The organism is Arthrobacter sp. TmtSoilC77 (assembly GCF_059739415.1).
Genome location: NZ_AP046050.1, coordinates 1363453 through 1381907 on the forward strand (window position 1 = coordinate 1363453; position 18455 = coordinate 1381907).

Annotated in this window: 17 protein-coding genes and 1 riboswitch; of the genes, 11 read left to right on the top strand and 6 right to left on the bottom strand. The window is 63.8% G+C overall.

Features of this window, described 5'->3' with window-relative positions; translation table 11 throughout:
• Positions 1 to 17: 17 nt before the first annotated feature.
• Positions 18 to 1208: an ROK family transcriptional regulator gene (locus tag AC6I99_RS06385; RefSeq protein WP_224166775.1), complete on the bottom strand. Its 1191-nt coding sequence runs from the start codon at positions 1206 to 1208 to the stop codon at positions 18 to 20.
• Positions 1209 to 1461: 253 nt separating this feature from the next.
• Here AC6I99_RS06385 and AC6I99_RS06390 point away from each other — a divergent pair, with 253 nt between their 5' ends.
• Positions 1462 to 2268, top strand: coding sequence for a carbon-nitrogen hydrolase family protein (locus AC6I99_RS06390; RefSeq protein ID WP_497960636.1), 807 nt, complete (start codon positions 1462 to 1464; stop codon positions 2266 to 2268).
• Here AC6I99_RS06390 and AC6I99_RS06395 read toward each other — a convergent pair.
• Both AC6I99_RS06395 and alr read right to left on the bottom strand, forming a co-directional pair.
• Positions 2265 to 3890, bottom strand: a complete 1626-nt coding sequence (locus AC6I99_RS06395; protein ID WP_309927428.1) for a PucR family transcriptional regulator — start codon at positions 3888 to 3890, stop codon at positions 2265 to 2267. The two genes, AC6I99_RS06390 and AC6I99_RS06395, sit on opposite strands and share 4 nt — an antisense overlap.
• A complete protein-coding gene (gene alr / locus AC6I99_RS06400) occupies positions 3880 to 5121 on the bottom strand; it encodes an alanine racemase (protein ID WP_497960637.1) in 1242 nt (413 codons plus the stop codon). Before alr ends, AC6I99_RS06395 begins: the two co-directional genes overlap by 11 nt.
• A 140-nt stretch (positions 5122 to 5261) precedes the next feature.
• Between alr and AC6I99_RS06405 the strand changes: the two genes are divergently transcribed.
• Both AC6I99_RS06405 and AC6I99_RS06410 read left to right on the top strand, forming a co-directional pair.
• On the top strand, positions 5262 to 6743 hold the full coding sequence (locus AC6I99_RS06405) for an amino acid permease (RefSeq protein ID WP_497947187.1): 1482 nt from the start codon (positions 5262 to 5264) through the stop codon (positions 6741 to 6743).
• A complete protein-coding gene (locus AC6I99_RS06410; protein ID WP_497960639.1) occupies positions 6743 to 8449 on the top strand; it encodes a flavin monoamine oxidase family protein in 1707 nt (568 codons plus the stop codon). Before AC6I99_RS06405 ends, AC6I99_RS06410 begins: the two co-directional genes overlap by 1 nt.
• Positions 8450 to 8534: 85 nt before the next feature.
• Here AC6I99_RS06410 and AC6I99_RS06415 read toward each other — a convergent pair whose 3' ends face one another.
• The 3 genes from AC6I99_RS06415 to purU all read right to left on the bottom strand — a co-directional run bounded on the left by AC6I99_RS06415 (position 8535) and on the right by purU (position 10673).
• Positions 8535 to 9053 carry a gamma carbonic anhydrase family protein gene (locus AC6I99_RS06415; protein ID WP_497945802.1) on the bottom strand — a complete coding sequence of 173 codons (519 nt, stop codon included), beginning with the start codon at positions 9051 to 9053 and terminating at the stop codon, positions 8535 to 8537.
• Positions 9054 to 9125: 72 nt separating this feature from the next.
• Positions 9126 to 9791: a class I SAM-dependent methyltransferase gene (locus AC6I99_RS06420; RefSeq protein WP_497960640.1), complete on the bottom strand. Its 666-nt coding sequence runs from the start codon at positions 9789 to 9791 to the stop codon at positions 9126 to 9128.
• Between the two features lie 21 nt (positions 9792 to 9812).
• On the bottom strand, positions 9813 to 10673 hold the full coding sequence (purU, locus tag AC6I99_RS06425) for a formyltetrahydrofolate deformylase (RefSeq protein WP_497960642.1): 861 nt from the start codon (positions 10671 to 10673) through the stop codon (positions 9813 to 9815).
• Between the two features lie 35 nt (positions 10674 to 10708).
• Positions 10709 to 10794, top strand: a riboswitch (ZMP/ZTP riboswitch).
• A 114-nt stretch (positions 10795 to 10908) separates the two neighbouring features.
• Here purU and glyA point away from each other — a divergent pair.
• From glyA to AC6I99_RS06465, 8 genes are all read left to right on the top strand, one after another.
• Positions 10909 to 12204, top strand: a complete 1296-nt coding sequence (gene glyA / locus AC6I99_RS06430) for a serine hydroxymethyltransferase (RefSeq protein ID WP_224091517.1) — start codon at positions 10909 to 10911, stop codon at positions 12202 to 12204.
• A gap of 159 nt (positions 12205 to 12363) precedes the next feature.
• Positions 12364 to 13257, top strand: coding sequence for a bifunctional methylenetetrahydrofolate dehydrogenase/methenyltetrahydrofolate cyclohydrolase (locus AC6I99_RS06435; protein ID WP_224166784.1), 894 nt, complete (start codon positions 12364 to 12366; stop codon positions 13255 to 13257).
• A gap of 104 nt (positions 13258 to 13361) precedes the next feature.
• A complete protein-coding gene (locus AC6I99_RS06440; protein WP_497960645.1) occupies positions 13362 to 14510 on the top strand; it encodes a sensor histidine kinase in 1149 nt (382 codons plus the stop codon).
• Positions 14507 to 15172, top strand: a complete 666-nt coding sequence (locus AC6I99_RS06445; RefSeq protein WP_497960646.1) for a response regulator transcription factor — start codon at positions 14507 to 14509, stop codon at positions 15170 to 15172. Before AC6I99_RS06440 ends, AC6I99_RS06445 begins: the two co-directional genes overlap by 4 nt.
• Before the next feature lie 150 nt (positions 15173 to 15322).
• Positions 15323 to 15643 (top strand): SHOCT domain-containing protein, encoded by a 321-nt coding sequence (locus AC6I99_RS06450; RefSeq protein ID WP_497960648.1) that lies wholly within the window; start codon positions 15323 to 15325, stop codon positions 15641 to 15643.
• 150 nt (positions 15644 to 15793) lie between these two features.
• Complete coding sequence (locus tag AC6I99_RS06455) at positions 15794 to 16723, top strand: ABC transporter ATP-binding protein (RefSeq protein WP_224093888.1); 930 nt, start codon at positions 15794 to 15796, stop codon at positions 16721 to 16723.
• An 82-nt stretch (positions 16724 to 16805) separates the two neighbouring features.
• On the top strand, positions 16806 to 17603 hold the full coding sequence (locus tag AC6I99_RS06460) for an ABC transporter permease (protein ID WP_497961935.1): 798 nt from the start codon (positions 16806 to 16808) through the stop codon (positions 17601 to 17603).
• The gene (locus tag AC6I99_RS06465) at positions 17600 to 18433 is read left to right on the top strand and encodes an ABC transporter permease (RefSeq protein WP_497960649.1); all 834 of its coding nucleotides are present in this window, start codon (positions 17600 to 17602) and stop codon (positions 18431 to 18433) included. Before AC6I99_RS06460 ends, AC6I99_RS06465 begins: the two co-directional genes overlap by 4 nt.
• Positions 18434 to 18455: the final 22 nt, after the last annotated feature.

Here is an 18455-nt window from a genome sequence, read left to right on the forward strand (position 1 = left end):
ACCAGCTAACGATTTCGTTACCTACCCGTAATTCCAGCTTGCTGGAACACCAAGGCAGCTGCGCCAAGCGCTTCGGCACGTGCTCCCAAGGACGACATTGCGAGGTGCGTTGTTTCGCCCACCACGGGTACGGCGTGACGAACAAGGCCCCTGCGGATGGGGTTGAGAAGGAGGTCGCCAAGGCCCGCCAGGGGACCGCCGACCACGATCACTTCAGGGTTTATCAGATTGGCCACGTTGCCCAGTGCGCGCCCCACGGCAAGGCCGGCATCATCCACCACGCGTTGGGTTGCGGAGTCACCTGCGAGGCAATTCCGGACAATGTCCTGGGGCGTCAGCGATGTCTCTTTGCCCCTGCCCAGCAGCTCGATCATGGTGGTGGTGGAGGCGATGGTTTCGAGGCAGCCGCGGTTGCCGCACCGGCACATCAGCCCGTGCTCGTGGATGGTCGCATGGCCGATTTCTCCCGTGATGCCCACGTTCCCGTAGTAGGGCACGCCGTTCAGAATCAGGCCCGAACCAATACCGGATCCGATCTTGAGGAACATCAGGTTGGACACCCCGCTATGAGGTCCCCACGTCACCTCCGAGAGGGCGCCAAGATTGGCGTCATTATCAACAAATACGGGACAATTCAGGGCTTCCTCAAGCCTGTGCAGGATATCGATCCCCACCCATTCGGGCAGGATGGCACCTTGCGCCACCGTGCCCGATCTACGGTCGATCGGACCAGGGATACCCGCGCCGGCTCCCACCACAGCGCTTGGATCGATGCCATTTTCGGCGAGCAATCGCCCCAGTAACCGGACTGCGGCTGCGATCCCTTCCTCTGCATGGTGGCCGAGTGGAAGTTCGATGAAATCCTCTGCGATGACGTGATATCCGAGGGAGGCCAGAACCACCCGCAGGTGGCGTCGGCCGAAGTCGATTCCGACGGCGACCGCACCGTTGCTGTTCAACCTCACGTTGGTTGCCCGGCGTCCGGAGCTGGTGGTTGGCTCGGTGGAAACGAGGCCTGCGTCCTGCATGATTTTCACAATGTTGGACACCGTGGCAGTGGAGAGCCCGGTCTGCCTTGAAAGCTCGGCCTGCGTAGACGGCCCGCTCAACAAGCACTCGATAATCCGTTGCTGGTTCAAGTGCCGGAGCGCGGACTGCGAGCCGGGTTTTCGTGGTTGGCTCTTCGTTGAGCGCTGCGTAGCGGGCATGACAAGAAGATTGCCCCAAAAGCCACCTTGTAGTCAAGAAGTGAACACAAGCAGTCAAGCTTCCCCGACATACTCCAACGCAAGAAGTCCCACATCCCTCTGGTTGTGGGGCCTGATCTGCGTGCAATGCGTCCCGCTTCGCCCGCCTCCGGGTCTAATTGCCCCGCCCCACCTGTCAGACCACAGGCCTACTCTGGAACAAAGAAGACTTCCGGCCCTCACCGGTCCGGTACCCGGTGCAACCAAGGTGGTAATGATGCTGCTATCCGTCCTGCAGGCCAACGCTTCAGTCCTGGACGTCGAGGCGAACCTGCGCACGATCGACGACGCCGCCCGGCGCGCAGCACAGGCAGGGGCCGGGTTGCTCCTGACGCCTGAGCTCTTCCCCGTGGGCTACGCACCGCTGCGGCTTCACGCCGAGTTGGACCCGGCAACACTTCCCGACATCCGCGAACGCCTCGCTGGCATCGCCCGCCGGCACAACATCGGACTTGTGTACAGCCTTCCGGCGCCATCTCCCGAGGACAACGCCTGGCACATCACCGCTACCCTCGTGGACGGCAGTGGCGAGGAACTCCTCCATTACGCCAAGGTCCACCTCTTTGGCGCGGAGGAGCGCAAGGCGTTCGTCGGCGCCCAAGCACCTCCCGCCGTCGTGGATTTCAACGGGATCCGCACGTCGATCCTGATTTGCTACGACGTGGAGTTCCCGGAGGCAGTCCGGGCGGCGGCAACCCGCGGGGCTGAACTCCTGCTGGTCCCTACGGCGTTGTCAATGGGGTTCGACAACGTGCCGCAGGTGCTTATCCGTGCCCGCGCGGTGGAGAGCCAGCTCAACGTTGCGTACGCCAACCACAGCGGGCACGAGGACATCTACAACTTCCTCGGTGGCAGCGTCGTTGCCGGCCCCGATGGCTCGTTGCTCGCGGCGGCGGGCGAGTCGGCAGCGCTCCTGTTCGCGGAAGTGGGCACGGAGACGGTGAAAGCCGCACGCGACGAAGTCCCGTATCTGCGCGAACGACGCCCTGAGCTCTACCGGAAATGGGAGGCGGGCGCCTAAACCGCGCCTCCCTCGGACCCCGTCAACCCGGCAACAAGCTCGTCCGCGTACTGCAGCGCGATCCATAGTTCTGCCCGGACCTGTGCCTGGTTGAGGTCCTTGTCCAGCAGCTCACCGAGGACGCCTATTTGCCGGCGGACGCTGTTGCGGTGCAGGCCCAGCAGTTTGGCCGAACCGTCCCAGCTTCCGTTTTCGCTGAGCCAGCCGCGCAGCACTGACAGGAGGGAATCACGGCGGTCAGGTTCCAGGGACAACACGGGGGCAAGGAGGCGCTCGGCCAGCATGGTCCCTGCCTCGCGTCCCAGAAGACCGGTAACAGACCACTGCACTTCGTCCACGCGGACACTCTTTCCGCTGGACAACACCCGCCCGCGCAGCGAACTTACCCGCTGATACGCCGTCGCAAGCCCGGTGAGTTCGGTGGGCTCGCCGATCGCCAGCCTCCAGCCAAGCTTTTCGACGTCGGCAAGCAGCGCGTCATCCACCTTCAAACGGGTGATGGCCGCGAAGCCGTAGTCGGTTATTTCCACGAGCTTGGTATCGAACAGCCTGCGCCACTGCAGCAGCTCACGGACCGGGCCGTCGCCGGCGGGCCAGTCGGGGGATTCGGCCTTGATGCCCTGCACTACCCGCATCTGGCCCGAACGCGTCGAGGAAAGGCTTTGCGCCAGCAGGTCTTTGAGTCCGTTGACGTGCTTGGTAGCGCCGGTGGACAAGGTGTCCGGATGGAGGAGCAATGCCGTGGCAAGCTGGCTCGGAGCAAGAGAGCCGCTGGTTCGTTGACGGACCAGCAACTCCAGCAAACCCACCGCCGACTGCACCACATTGTTCTGCGCAGGCGTCAGGGGAGCGTCCGAGCCAAGAATCAGCGCCCCAAGGTTCGCGTCCTTGGTACTGCGCAGAGGATGACCGAACACCAGGGCAGACCCAGGCTGTTCGAAACCATCCATCTCCACGCGCGGTCCGCTGCCGGTCAGCAACCGTTCCAGCAGCGGCGCCAACAAGGAGTGCTCGACGCCGGTGCTGCCGCCGGCATTGTGCCCGCGCGCCCGCACGCGTCCGTCCGCCCCGACCAGCACGGCCCACACGGGAACGCGCTGGACGAGGGCTGCCAGTAATTCATGCTCCGGTCTGGGGGAGAGGACTGCCCGCATGAGTTGGCGGTTGGTTTCCGCCAATTGCCGGAATACGCGGGCGTTGTCCGATTCCAGGAGCTGGGAGAACTCCAGGCCGATCGCGGCGAAGGGCACGGACTCAGGGACCTCAAACAGGGTGAGGTTATGCCTGCGGCAGGCGTCGAGGAGGACATCCGGGACGGCGTCGAAATAAGGCCTGATGCCAAATCCGAGGGCGGCCACCTTCGCCCCCACCAGACGCCGGACATACGCGTCCACGCTGGCCGCCGAGCCGCCGTCCCCAAGGAAAGGCAGCCCGGCGGTCAGCAGGAACTCGCCCTCTGGAAGGTACGGGGTGGGATCTTCGAGCTCGCTCGGTTCCACCCACCGCAGCAGCGAGGCGCCGCTGCCGCCGTCGTGAAGCATTTTCAACTCGGGCGGCAGCTGCTCCAGGAACTGTTCCAGCGTGACGAAACTCAGGCGGGCGGTGGCGGGCTCAGGCAACATGGTCCTGCCCGGCGGCTGCCGGCTCCTGGTAGTCGGGGCACTCGTAGGCTGCGTCTTCTTGGGTGGCGTATACGCGCGGCAGTCGCGGCGCGATCCTGTTGATGATTTCATCCCCGTGGCTGCCGATCGCGGCGCCCCAATCGTCGGCGCTCGCCGCACCGGTGGCCGGGTCACCGAACAACACCGCAGTATCGCCTACGTCGATCCCCGTTGCGTCGGGTCCCAGGTCCACCATGAATTGATCCATGCAGACCTTGCCGATGACCGGGACGCTCCGGCCTCCGATGTTCACCACCGAGCGTCCGCTGATGCCTTTCGGGATGCCGTCCGCGTAGCCGAGGGGAATGAGCCCCAGGTAGCGGGGTTCATAGGTGATGGCCTGGTGCTCGTAGCTGACGCCAGTGCCTGCGGGGACCTTTTTGACCATCACCAGCGGGGCCGTGACGCTGAGGGCAGGCCGTAATCCGAAGTCGGTCGGGTTGAGGTGGTCTGCGGGAGCGAGGCCGTAAATCGCCAGTCCCGCACGGACCATGTCGAAGTGGAATTCCGGCCGGTCCAGGATGTTGGCTGAGCTGGAAACGTGCCTCAGTTCAGGTTTCAGTCCGGCAGCGCGTGCCTCACGGGCGGCGTCTTCGAACTCAGCAACAGCGCTGGCATTCCCAGGATGGGCGGGCACATCGGCCCACGCCAAGTGGGTCCAAATGCCGCGGACAAGAACGGTGCCGTCCACTTCCGCTTTCCGGGCATGGGCTACAAGTTCGGCCCAATCCTCCTTTCGCGCCCCGCCACGGCTCAGCCCGCTGTCCAGTTCAAGATGTACGACGGCGGGACGGCCAAGGCGTTCGGCGATGCCTGCCAGCACCTGGAGTTGGTGGACGCTTCCGAGGGAGACGTCGATGTTGTTTTCGAGTGCTTCCAGGATGGTGTCGCTCGTCTGGGATGCCAGATACAACCACGAAAGGATCGGTGCTGTGATGCCGGCTTTGCGCAGTGCGATGGCTTCGGTGAGCTGCGCGGTTCCGAGCCAGTCGGCGCCGGAATCAACAGCCGTACGGGCTACTTCCACGAGCCCATGCCCGTAGGCGTTGCCCTTCACTACGGCCATGAAGAAGGGTGCCTTGGTGCGGTCCTTCAGGGCCCTGATGTTGTCTGAAATGGCGGACAGGTCCACTCTGACCTGACCGGAGAGGGCCAGCGGTCCGCCCTCTTGGTACTGTGCAATACGTCTCATGGTTGAACACTATAGGTCATTTTGCACCATTGTGTGAGGTGGCTTACATGCCAGTCTTGTGGAGGGGAAATCGAAACTACTTTGAAGGGACGTCAAGGGTGACTGTGCCTGTGAACACTCAGAACTCAACGGCGGCGAGCATGGCCAGGCCAAGCCTCGGTGCCCAACTCCTGCGCCGCAAGCCGATCGGGCAGATGGTCAACGAGGCCGGAACCGGCGAAAGCGGCACGCCCTTGGTGCGCAGCTTCGGGGTCCTGCAGCTGACCATGATCAGCGTCGGTGCAACGCTGGGCACCGGCATCCTGGTGATCCTTGGCGAGTCCGTGCCGCTGGCCGGCCCGGCCATCTGGATCTCCTTCGTGATCGCTGGTTTGGCTGCGCTCTTCTCCGCAGTGTCCTACGCCGAAATGGCAGGGCTCGTCCCGGTGGCAGGCTCCAGCTACTCCTACTCCTACGCCACGATGGGTGAAGGCATGGCGTGGATCTGCGGTTGGTGCCTGGTACTGGAATATGCCGTGTCCGTGGCCGCTGTTGCCGTGGGCGCCGGCCAATACGTCAACGAGACTCTGGCTGCGTTTGGGCAGGTCCTGCCCGATGCGATGAGCCAACCGCCAGGCGATGGCGGGGTGGTGAACGTTCCCGCCATGGTGATCGTGGTTCTTGCCATGATCCTGCTGGTCCGGGGCGCCCGTGAAAGTGCATGGATCAACACGGCGATCGTCATCATCAAAGTAGGCATCCTGATCTTCTTCTGCGCCGTCGCTTTCACCGCTTTCAATGCCGGAAACTTCGAGCCCCTCATGCCGATGGGTGCAGCCGGTGTCTCTGCCGCAGCATCAAGCGTCTTCTTCTCCTACATCGGATTCGACGCCGCCTCCACCGCCGGCGAGGAAGCCAGGAACCCCAAGCGGGACCTGCCACGTGCCATCATGCTCTCCATGGTGATTGTCACCAGCATCTACGTCCTGGTGTCCGTAGCCGCGATCGGTGCCCGTCCGTGGGGCTGGTTCGATGGCACGGAAGCTGCCCTGGTCCAGATCCTGCACGAGATCACCGGCCAGCCGTGGATCGCTTTGGTCTTCTCTGCCGGTGCAGTGCTTGCCATCGCCAGCATCGTGCTGACAGTCCTCTACGGCCAGACCCGCATCCTGCTCTCAATGTCCCGCGATGGCATGGTGCCCAAAGTCTTCGGCCGCGTCTCCCGCCGCACCGGAACACCAGTCGCCGGGACCCTTATAGTGGGAACCGCCGTCGCACTCACCGCTGGCTTGGTCCCGCTGGGTGCCCTGGCCGACGCAACCAGCATCGGCACGCTGTTCGCCTTCGCACTGGTCAATGTCGCCGTGATCTATCTCCGGCGCAACCGTCCGGACCTTGACCGGAGCTTCCGGGTCCCGCTGTACCCGATCACCCCAATCCTGGGCACGCTGATGTGTGCCTTCCTGATGCTCAACCTGGGCGAAGACACCTGGATCACGTTCGGTGTTTGGATGCTGGTGGGCATCGCCATCTACTTCGGCTATGGACGCCGGAATTCCAAGGTAGCCGCGCTCAGCGAACAGGACTACCGTGAACTGACCACCAGGGCCGTGAGCCCGGAACCCGTGAAAGCCGCAAACTGATGACCATCGCTACCGAACTTCCCACAGCCGACGTTGCCGCTTCCGCGGCGGAGGCAGGCGAAGCCCCCATCACCATGCTGAACCCGGACTTCCCGTTCAGCTATGACCAGTACCTGGCACACCCGGACGGACTCGGAAGCATTCCGGAGGAGCGCTACGGCACGGAAGTAGCCGTCATCGGCGCCGGCCTGTCAGGGCTGGTCACCGCCTATGAGCTCATGAAACTTGGCCTCAAGCCCGTGATCTACGAGGCAGACCAGATCGGAGGCCGTCTTCGCACCGCAAGCTTCCCCTCGGCGCCCGGCGTCGTAGCCGATCTTGGTGGCATGCGTTTCCCGGTCTCCGGCAAAGCCTTCTACCACTACGTGGACCTTCTTGGCCTGGAAACACAGGACTTCCCCAACCCGATGGCCCCGGCGACGTCCAGCACCGTGATCGAACTTGCGGGCAAAAAGCACTACGCCACCACAGCAGATGAGCTGCCGGAATTTTTCCAGGAAGTGGCCGATGCCTGGAAGGCCGCAGTCAACGATGGCGCTGCGTTCGCTGAAATGCAGGACGCCATCAAGGCCCGCGATACCAAGCGGATCAAGGAACTCTGGAACGCACTCCTGCCCGAACTGGACGAGCAGACGTTCTACGGATTCATCGCAGCCAGCAAGTCCTTCAAGGAAGCCGGCTTCGCCCACCGCGAAGCGTTCGGCCAAGTGGGCTTCGGAACCGGCGGTTGGGACACCGATTTCCCCAACTCCATCCTGGAGATCCTCCGCGTTGTCTACACCGACGCAGACGACCAGCACCGGCTCATTTCGGGAGGAGCGCAAAGGCTCCCCGAGGCAATGTGGAACCACGCGCCGTCGGACCTTAAATACTGGCCGGCCGGCACGTCACTGTCGTCGCTGCACTCCGGCTCCCCGCGTGGAGCGGTGGACAACATCCGCCGGGCAGACAACGGTGACCTGGTGGTCCGCGAAAACTGGGGACGCGAAGCCACCTACCGGGCGGTGGTAACCACTTGCCAGTCGTGGTTGCTGTCCACTCGCATCCACACCGAGGAGGCTTTGTTCCCGGCCGAGCTGTGGACGGCGATCGAGCGCTCGCACTACATGCAGTCGTCCAAGACATTCGTGATGGTGGACCGGCCCTTCTGGAAGGACATCGATCCCGAAACCGGACGCGAAGTCCTGTCCATGACGCTCACCGACCGCCTGAACCGGGCCACATACTTGCTCGACGACGGCCCTGACAAGCCCGCTGTCATCCTCCTGTCCTACACATGGAACGATGACGCGCTGAAATGGCTTGCGCTCACTGCCGAAGAGCGCGTCAAGCTCATGCTGCATTCGTTGGAGCAGATCTACCCCGGTGTGGACATCGCCAGCCACATCGTGGGGCAGCCGATCACCGTGTCCTGGGAAGCGGACCCCAACTTCATGGGGGCCTTCAAAGCCAACCTGCCGGGGCATTACCGGTACCAGCAGCGGCTCTTCACCCACTTCAAGCAGGATCAGCTGCCGGAGAGCCAGCGGGGCATCTTCCTGGCCGGTGACGACGTCTCGTTCACCGCAGGCTGGGCCGAAGGCGCCGTGACCACCGGCCTCAACGCCGTGTGGGGTGTGGTGAACCACCTGGGCGGATCGTCCGTTGCCGGCAACCCGGGCCCGGGCGACCTGCTGGACGAGTTCGGTCCGATCAGCCTGGACTGAATTTCCCTCGACCAGATGCGTTGCGGGGCCCGCCCTGCGTCCCAAACCCCGGGTTAGGGCACAGGGCAGGCCCCCGCATTCGCGCCTAAGCGTGCATGTCCCGGTGCGCCGCAGCGAGATCCTTGTAATGGGCGGCGTTGTGTTTGACACCCTCAAACTCTTCGTCGGTCAATTCGCGGCGCACCTTGGCGGGAACCCCGGCCACGAGTGATCGCGGCGGGATGACTGTGCCTTCCAGGACCACGGCGCCGGCTGCAATGAGCGAGCCCGTGCCGATCACTGCGCCGTTCAGGATGGTGGCACTCATGCCGATGAGGCAGTCGTCCTCCACAGTGCAGCCGTGGACCACTGCGCTATGCCCGATGGAGACGCGCTCGCCCACCGTGCAGGGGAAACCGGGATCGGCGTGCAGGACCACGTTGTCCTGCAGGTTCGATCCGGCACCGACGCTGATCGCGGCCGTATCTGCGCGCACGGACACACCATAAAAGGCGCTGGAGTCCTCGGCCAGCGTGGCCCTGCCGATGATCGATGCGGTAGGTGCCACGAAGGCGGATTCATGAATGGCCGGGGTGTCCCCGGCGAAAGTGTAAGAGGGAGCCATGGAGCCAGCTTAGTTCCCAACTGGGTAGCAGCAGAGCGCGTTATGAGCGCTCAAAACGCGCACAAATGCGACCTAGTTGGGTGAGGGGGTGCGCAGGACCAGGAATTGGTAGTGCTGCGTCCAGTTGCCCGCTCCCGGCCCGGACTCGACACCGAGGCCCTCCGGCCAGGTCCTGAAATGCTCAATCGAGCCGTGCTCTCCGAAGATCCGGTGCACGGTGTCGTCGCTGCGGCGGCTGAAGAAACGGCGGGGTTCTTCGAGGTCCTCCGGGTTGAGGACCTCCACATCCTCACCGGACCAAAGCCCGACGGCGATCGGCGCGCCAGCCGCGCTGACCCGCACAAGTTCGCTGACGACGTCGTGAATCCTGCTGTTGGGGACGTGCAGGAGGGTGCTCATGGTCCAAACGGCGGAGAACGTGCCATCAACAAAAGGCAGGCTGCGTCCGCTGGCCACTGAACAATCCAGCCCATGCGCCCGGGCCACATGAACGCTCTCCGGTGAGAGGTCCACGCCCGTGTAGTGCAGGCCTGCACGGACAAATTCCAACCCCTCCACACCCGTGCCGCAGCCCAACTCGAACACGGAGTGCCGGTGTTCCTCCTTCAGGAGGCGGGTGAACCATTCCCGGCACTCGACCCGATGCGGTGTCAACGCGCGCGTGTTCCGGACAGGCGCCTGGCGGTCGTAGAAAACTGCGAGGTCAGCTTCGTGGTCAGCTTCGGGGACGCCATGCATACCCCCAGCTTAGGAGTGGCGCTAGTTGAACACCACGGTCCGGGTGCCATCCAAAAGCACGCGGTGTTCAGCGTGCCACTGGACTGCCTGGGCCAGGGTGCGCCCCTCCACGTCGCGGCCCATCTGGACGAACTGGGCGGCAGTGCGGGCGTGGTCCACACGGATGACTTCCTGCTCGATGATCGGCCCCTCATCGAGGTCCGCCGTCACGTAGTGGGCCGTTGCGCCGATGATCTTCACACCGCGGGCGTGGGCCTGGTGGTAGGGCTTGGCCCCCTTGAAGGAAGGCAGGAACGAGTGGTGGATGTTGATTGCCTTGCCGTTCAATTCCGTGCAGAGCTCGTTGGAAAGGACCTGCATGTAACGCGCCAGGACCGTGAGTTCGACGTCGTGCTCCTCAATCAGTTTCAGGAGTTCGGCCTCGGCCTGCGGCTTGGTCTCCGGCGTCACGGGAATGTGGTGGAACGGGATCCCGTAGAACTGGGCCAGCTCTTCAAGGTCGCGGTGGTTTGAAACAATCGCCGGAACCTCGATAGGCAGCGTTCCGGTGCGCTGCTGGAACAGGAGATCGTTCAGGCAGTGCGCATCCTTGGAACACAGGATGATGGTGCGGACCTTCCGGCCTACCGGGTTGATCTGCCAGGTCATGCCAAAGGACTCCGCGACCGGCCGCAGTGCGGCAGCCAGCTCGTCCTGGGAGGACGACGTCGTAGCCTCCACGCGCATGAAGAAGTTGCCGGTGCTGGGGCTTCCGTACTGCTGGGAATCGGCGATGTTGCAACCCGCCTCAAGCAGGGCCCCAGCTACCGCGTGGACGATGCCGGGGCGGTCGGGGCAGGAGAGTGTTACAACAAAAGCAGCAGGCAAGGCGGAGTCAGTCACGCGGATAAGCCTACCTGTGCTGCCTTGTTGTACTGTTAACGGGTCGCAACTGGCGTTGGGTGGACTACCACCAGGGAGCGGCAATCACGAAGACCACGGATCGTACGCCTGGGCCGAGGGTCATGTCTTACCGCTGCATGCACGTGACCGATGCCTCCGTAATCAAGGGGACGCGGGAATGCTGCTGCCGGTAGCCTGACCTGTAGCACCACCGTTGCCTAGCCAGGAGATCTCCGTGCCTACCACCACCACTTCCGCGTCTGTCAGCAACCAGTCGCTCGCTGAGCTCGATCCCGAGATCGCAGCAGTCCTCGACCAGGAACTCGGCCGCCAGCGCGGCACCCTGGAAATGATCGCCTCCGAAAACTTCGCCCCGCGCGCCGTCATGGAAGCGCAGGGCTCCGTCCTGACCAACAAGTACGCCGAGGGTTACCCGGGCCGCCGCTACTACGGCGGCTGTGAATACGTCGACGTCGCGGAGCAGCTGGCGATCGACCGCGTCAAGGAACTGTTCGGTGCCGAGTACGCCAACGTCCAGCCGCACTCCGGTGCACAGGCAAACGCTGCGGCGCTGTCCGCCATGATTACCCCGGGCGACAAGATCCTGGGCCTGTCCCTGGCACACGGTGGCCACCTGACCCACGGCATGAAGCTGAACTTCTCCGGCAAGCTCTACAACGTAGCTGCTTACCAGGTTGAAGAAGACAGCTTCCGCATCGACATGGACAAGCTGCGCGAGCAGGCCATCGCCGAAAAGCCGCAGGTCATCATCGCCGGCTGGTCCGCGTACCCGCGCCACCTCGACTTCGCCGCCTTCCGCTCCATTGCCGACGAAGTTGGCGCACTCCTGTGGACGGACATGGCACACTTCGCCGGACTGGTTGCAGCAGGCCTGCACCCGAGCCCGGTCCCGCACTCCGATGTCGTCACCTCCACTGTGCACAAGACCCTCGCAGGTCCGCGTTCCGGTGTGATCCTGGCCAAGCAGGAGTGGGCCAAGAAGCTGAACTCCAACGTCTTCCCGGGCCAGCAGGGTGGCCCGCTCATGCACGTCATCGCCGCCAAGGCTGTTGCCTTCAAGATCGCCGGCAGCGAAGAATTCAAGGAGCGCCAGGAGCGTGTCCTCGAGGGTGCCAGGATCATCGCTGACCGCCTGAACCAGTCCGACGTCGCCGAAGCCGGCGTCTCGGTCCTCACCGGCGGTACCGACGTCCACCTGGTCCTGGTTGACCTGCGTAACTCGCAGCTGGACGGCCAGCAGGCCGAAGACCTCCTGCACTCCGTGGGCATCACCGTGAACCGCAACGCCGTTCCGTTCGACCCCCGCCCGCCGATGGTCACCTCCGGCCTCCGCATCGGTACGCCTGCACTGGCTACCCGCGGATTCGGTGCCACCGAGTTCACCGAGGTTGCCGAGATCATCGCCACCGCGCTGAAGTCCGGCTCCGCAACGGACGTCGAAGCCCTCCAGGCACGCGTCGACAAGCTGGCTGCCGACTTCCCGCTGTACCCGCAGCACGAGCAGTGGTAAACAGCGGTTCCCGCGACAACAAGCGCTGAAAACGCATTACCCGGGCACTGAACCGGAGCCAACGGGATCCGCCGCCACACCCTCGGCGGCGGGTCCCGTTGGCATGAGCCTGCTCGAAGGCTTTCGAAAATAAGTCACCCACCAGAAAGAGCAGATGGAATGACACAGTCCACAGCACAGATCCTTGACGGCAAGGCCACCGCCGCAGCCATCAAGGCCGAACTGACCGAACGCGTTTCCGTCCTCGCAGCAAAAGGCATCGTCCCGGGCCTCGGCACCATCCTGGTGGGTTCGGACCCGGGCAGCACCTGGTACGTCGGCGGCAAGCACAAGGACTGCGCCGAGGTGGGCATCCAGTCCATCCGCCGTGACCTGCCCGAGGACATCACCCAGGAAGACCTCCTGAAGGTTGTCCGCGAACTCAACGAAAACCCGGAATGCACGGGCTACATCGTTCAGTTGCCGCTGCCCAAGCACATTGACCAGGACGTCATCCTGGAAGCCATGGATCCGAACAAGGACGCCGATGGCCTGCACCCCATGAACCTTGGCCGCCTGGTGGCCAACGTCAGTGGAGAAATGAAGTCCCCGCTTCCCTGCACACCCAAGGGCTGCGTGGAACTGATGCGCCGGCACGGAATTGATCTCAACGGCAAGCGCGTCCTGGTAGTGGGCCGCGGTGTCACTATCGGCCGCCCCATTGGCCTCCTGCTCACCCGCAGGGAAGTCAACGCCACGGTCATCCTGGCGCACACGGGAACCGTTGACCTGCCTGCGGAACTCAAGCAGGCCGACGTCGTGATTGCCGCTGCAGGCGTGCCGCACATGATCAAGGCTGAAGACCTCAAGCCGGGCGCAATAGTGCTCGACGTCGGCGTCAGCCGCGTGGAGGACGCCAACGGCAAGGCTGTGGTCACCGGAGACGTGGACCCCGCAGCTGCCGACGTCGCCGCCTGGTTGTCCCCGAACCCGGGCGGCGTGGGTCCGATGACCCGCGCCATGCTGCTCGCCAACGTCGTGGAGAGCGCCGAGCGCGCAGCTGGCATCGCCTGAGGCGTACCAGCAGTCGAAAATGCAGGGCGCCTACTCCTCCGGGAGTAGGCGCCCTGCTCCGTTAACCCGACGACGAACACCCGGACCAAAGCTAGGCTCGGTGTATGCAACCCCGTTTCCCTGGTGGCCGCCGTTTTGCAGGCCCACCCACGAGCTTCATCGTCATCACGGTGGCGCTCATCCAGGTGGCGGGGACGCTTTTTTCCGCGAGCCATCAAGACGCCCCACGGCCGTTGGACGCGCTAGCGATCCTGTTGCTACTGGCCGGGCCCGCTGGACTGGCGTTCCGGAGGCGGGCGCCTGTGGTTATGCTTCCCGTCGCCTTGGTGGCCACGGGTGCCTATGTTGGCCTGGGCTACGCGTGGGGTCCGATTCCGCTCTCGCTGGCGTTGGCCATAGTTCTGACGTCGTCGGCGGGTTTGCGGTGGCAGGCCTGGGTGGGGGCCGGAATCGCCGCTGCCGCAGTGGTGTTCGCGGCCGCACTCAGCGGCGATCCCAACTGGCCCCTCCGTGCTTCAGCCGGCGTGGCATGGGCCGCCATTTTGGTGCTGATAGGACAGGGATTCCGACGCCGCAGCGAGCGGTTCGCGGAATACCGACGTCGCCGGGAGGCCGCCCGGAAGGCCGAACGCGATGAGTACCGGCTCACGCTCGCCCGCGATATCCACGATGTCGTGGCTCATTCGTTGTCCATGATCAACGTGCAGGCATCCGTGGCGTTGCACGTGGGCTCGGATGATCCCCAGAAGCTTCGGCCCGCACTGGAAGCCATCAAGGCAGCCAGCAAGGAATCCCTCACCGAAGTCCGGCAACTCCTGGGCGTGTTGCGGGAGGACGTCCCGCTTGCCCCCGCGGCCCGCCCTACGCTTGCCAGGATCCCCGAACTTGTGAAGAACGCGGAGCTGGGTGGCTTGCAGATCCGTTTTGAGGACCACTCGAACCATGAGCTCGTCGGCCCGGCGCAGCAGGAAGCGGCGTACCGGATCATCCAGGAGGCCTTGACCAACGTCGGCAGGCACTCAGGCGCCCAATCCGCCGTCGTGAGCGTCTCCAGCGGTGAGGGGCTGCTGACGGTAAGGGTCGACGACGACGGCGCGGGCATGGGCGGGGCGCTCCCGGGCAACGGCCTCACGGGGATGCGCGAGAGGGCGGTCGGCTTGGGCGGGACGCTCACGCTACACGAACTCCGGCCCGGGCTCCGCGTAAAGGCGCTGTTGCCCATAACAGAGCAGGCAGAAGGAAACCGCCCATGATCCGCATCCTCCTCGCCGACGACCAAACCCTGATCCGGGCAGGCTTCCGTGCCCTCCTGGACGCTGAACCGGACATGGAAGTGGTGGCCGAGGCCGGCACCGGCAGGGAGGCAGTGAGGCTGGCGGCGCGCGAGAAACCGGACGTCATCCTCATGGACATCCGGATGCCCGACGACGACGGCCTCACCGCCACCCGCAGGATTCTCACGGACCCAACCCTGTCCGGCACACGCATCATCATCCTGACAACCTTCGAGCTCGACGAGTACATCGCCGAGGCCGTCCGCGTCGGCGCAGCCGGCTTCCTGGTGAAGGACACCGAACCTGCAGAGCTCATCCGCGCCGTCCGGGTCGTGCACGACGGCGATGCGCTCCTCTCGCCCTCGGTCACCCGGCGGATCATGGCACAGATGGCATCGCAGAGCCTGGCGGCAGGAAAAGTGGTTCCCCTCGAGCAGGTGACGGAACGCGAACGCGAAGTCCTGGCCTTGGTGGGGGAGGGCCTGAACAATGCAGAGATCGCCGAACGCCTGTTCATCACCCCGCTGACCGCGAAGACCCACGTGTCGCGCATCATGACCAAGCTGATGGTGAGGGACCGCTCGCAACTGGTGGTGCTCGCTTACGAATCGGGCCTGGTCCGGCCAGGGTGGAGCAGCTGACCGCCGCCCGGCCACTCCGCACGGAGTAGCGGGCCGCTTCCAAGTGACTCCCGACGGCGGACGTCCCGCCGACCGTCCGCGGGCAGACTCGAACCAGAGCCGAAAGACGGTTCGCGCCGGGAAACGGCGGAGAGAGTTTGGATCACTGACATGTTCACCGCATTGACTTCAATCGTCGGGGAGACCACCACGCCCGGGGGAGCGCTGGCACAGTTGCCGGCCACCGTCGTCGCGCATGGTCCATGGGGAGACGGTCCGTACTGGCCGTTCTTCCTGCTGTTCCCGCTGTTCTGGATCCTTGTGATCTTCCTGTTCATTTTCGTCGGCCGGAGGGCTTGGCGCCGCAACCATCACTGGGTAGCTACCCAGGGTGCCGAGGGCGTGCTGCGCGAACGCTATGCACGGGGCGAAATTGATGAGACCGAGTTCAGGCAGCGGCTGGAGGTATTGCGCTCGCAGCCACCGTCCTGACCTGGACGAAAAGCGAAAATGAGAGGGCTCTTGCAAAAATATCTGCAAGAGCCCTTTCACATATTCGTTGGCGCTACTAGTCTGCTGAGGGTGCACAATGAAGCAACCGGCTCTGCAACACACTCCGAATCGTGGCAAACCAGCTTCGACATGAACCCACCCACCGTCATCAGCGCGCGGAACCTCACCAAAACCTATGGCGAGCTCACAGCCGTGGACAACATCTCCTTCGATGTTCCGGCGGGAGAGTCCTTTGGGCTGCTCGGCCCCAACGGTGCGGGCAAATCCACCACCATGAAAATGATCGGCGGCGTCTCGCAGCGCACTTCGGGAACGCTGAACATCATGGGCCTGGACCCGGAATCCCATGGTCCCGAAGTCAGGGCACACCTGGGCGTCGTTCCGCAGCAGGACAACCTTGACGAAGAACTGAAGGTTCGCGAGAACCTGATCGTCTACGGCCGTTACTTCGGCCTGCCGCTGAGCTACCTGCGGCCCAAAGCGGACGAGCTCCTGGAATTCGCGCAGCTCACGGACAAGGCCAACTCCAAAGTGGATGCGCTGTCCGGTGGCATGAAACGGCGGCTCACCATCGCGCGGTCGCTCATCAACGAACCCCGCATCCTCCTGCTCGATGAGCCCACCACGGGCCTTGACCCGCAAGCCCGCCACATCCTCTGGGACCGCCTGTTCCGGCTCAAGGAAAACGGCGTCACACTCATCCTGACCACCCACTACATGGACGAGGCAGAGCAACTCTGCGACCGCCTGATCGTAGTGGACAAGGGCAAGATCATGGCCGAGGGATCGCCGGCCAGCTTGATCCGCGAGCACTCCTCCCGCGAAGTACTTGAATTGAGGTTCGGATCCGAGCGGAACTCGCGTATCGGCGTCGAACTTCAGGGCATCGGCGAGCGGCTGGAGACACTTCCTGACCGGGTGCTCATCTACGCGCACGACGGCGAGGCCGCACTGGAGCAGGTTTCGGCGCGGGGGCTGCGTCCGATGACGTCCCTGGTGCGCCGTTCCTCCCTGGAGGACGTGTTCCTCCGGCTCACGGGCAGGAGCCTCGTTGATTAAGGATCCGTTGGGACCTTTCGGTGAAGGTACTGCCAAACCAATCACGACGGCGGAGCAGCCGTTGCGGGCACACCCGCCTGCCGTGTCGGCGGCCAGGGCGCGTCGTTGGGGTTCCTTCTTCTATGCGGAACAAGTGCTCCGGGTCATGCGCAATTACGGCTGGTCCGTGGTTCTCTACAGCGTGGGGCAGCCCGTGGCCTACTTGTTCGCCATGGGAGTCGGGCTGGCAAGCCTTGTTGATGCGAACAGCGAATCCGTCTTCGGGGGCGTCAGCTACCTGGAATTCGTGGCACCAGCGCTGCTGGTCTCAGCGGCAGTCATGACGGCTTCCGGAGAATTCTCCTACCCCATCATGGACGGCTTCAAATGGCGGCGCGTATTTTACGGGCCGCACGCCTCCCCCCTGGTACCGCAGCAAATAGCGAGCGGCCACATCATGGCAAGCACGCTCAGGTTCCTGCTGCAGTCGCTCGTCTACCTAGCGGTGGTGGCCATGTTCGGGGCTTCGCCGAGTCCCTGGGGATGGGCGTCCGCACTGGTTGCCACCGTGGCGGCATTGTCCTTCGGCCTGCCACTCATGGCTTATGCCGCCAGCATCACCCGGGACAAGGGGCAGTTCGCGCTAGTGCAGCGATTCATCGTCATGCCACTGTTCTTGTTCTCCGGGACGTTCTTCCCCCTGGACACGCTGCCGTGGGCTGTCCGTTGGATCGGCTGGATATCGCCAGTGTGGCACGGAACCGAGCTGGGGCGGGTCTTCACTTATGGCATGGACGAGAACCCCTTGCTGACCGTTACGCATGTGGTGTACCTCCTGGGGACCGCCACGGCCGGCTGGCTGCTGGTCAGGCGCCAGTTCGTGAAGAGGATGGGCTCATGAGCATCCTGACCGGCGGCCACAGCGCCACGGATATCGCCCGGGAACGCAAGTTCGGACCGCTCTACTCCCGAAATGCCAAGGCCGTGGTGGCCCGTGGCCTCATGGCCGCGAAGTCCAGTACCTGGCTGGTGTTGCTGTCCGGGTTCTTCGAGCCTGTCCTCTTCCTGCTGGCCATGGGCGTAGGGATGGGCTCGATCGTGGGCACAGTCCAAGGACCCGGTGGCGCGGACATCAGCTACGCGGCCTACATAGCGCCGGCACTCCTGGCGGTCTCAGCCATGAACGGTGCCATCTACGATTCCACCTGGAACGTCTTCTTCAAGATGAACTTCGCAAAGCTATACCAAGGGATGCTCTACACCTCCCTTGGCCCGCTGGACGTTGCCATGGGCGAGATCTTCCTGGCGCTGTTGCGGGGTCTTCTCTACGCCACGGGTTTCACGGCAGTGATGGGAGTCATGGGGCTGATTACTACCTGGTGGGCCATCCTGGTTATTCCTGCGTCAGTACTGATCGCTTTCGGCTTTGCGAGCTTCGGCATGGGCATCACCAGCTTCATGAAGACGTTCCAGCAAATGGACTGGATCAACTTCTTCCTGCTGCCCATGTTCCTGTTCAGTGCCACGTTCTACCCGCTCAGCGTCTACCCGCAGGTCATCCAGTGGTTTATCCAGGCCATGCCCCTATGGCACGGGGTCGAGTTGTTGCGGCAGATCAGCGTGGGCTCATTCAGTCCTGCCACTGCCATCCACGTTGGCTACTACCTGGGGATGATTGCCTTGGGGATCATGCTCACCACCGGACGGCTGCGTCAACTGTTCCTGAAGTGATGGCTTTGTGTTCGCCATCCGT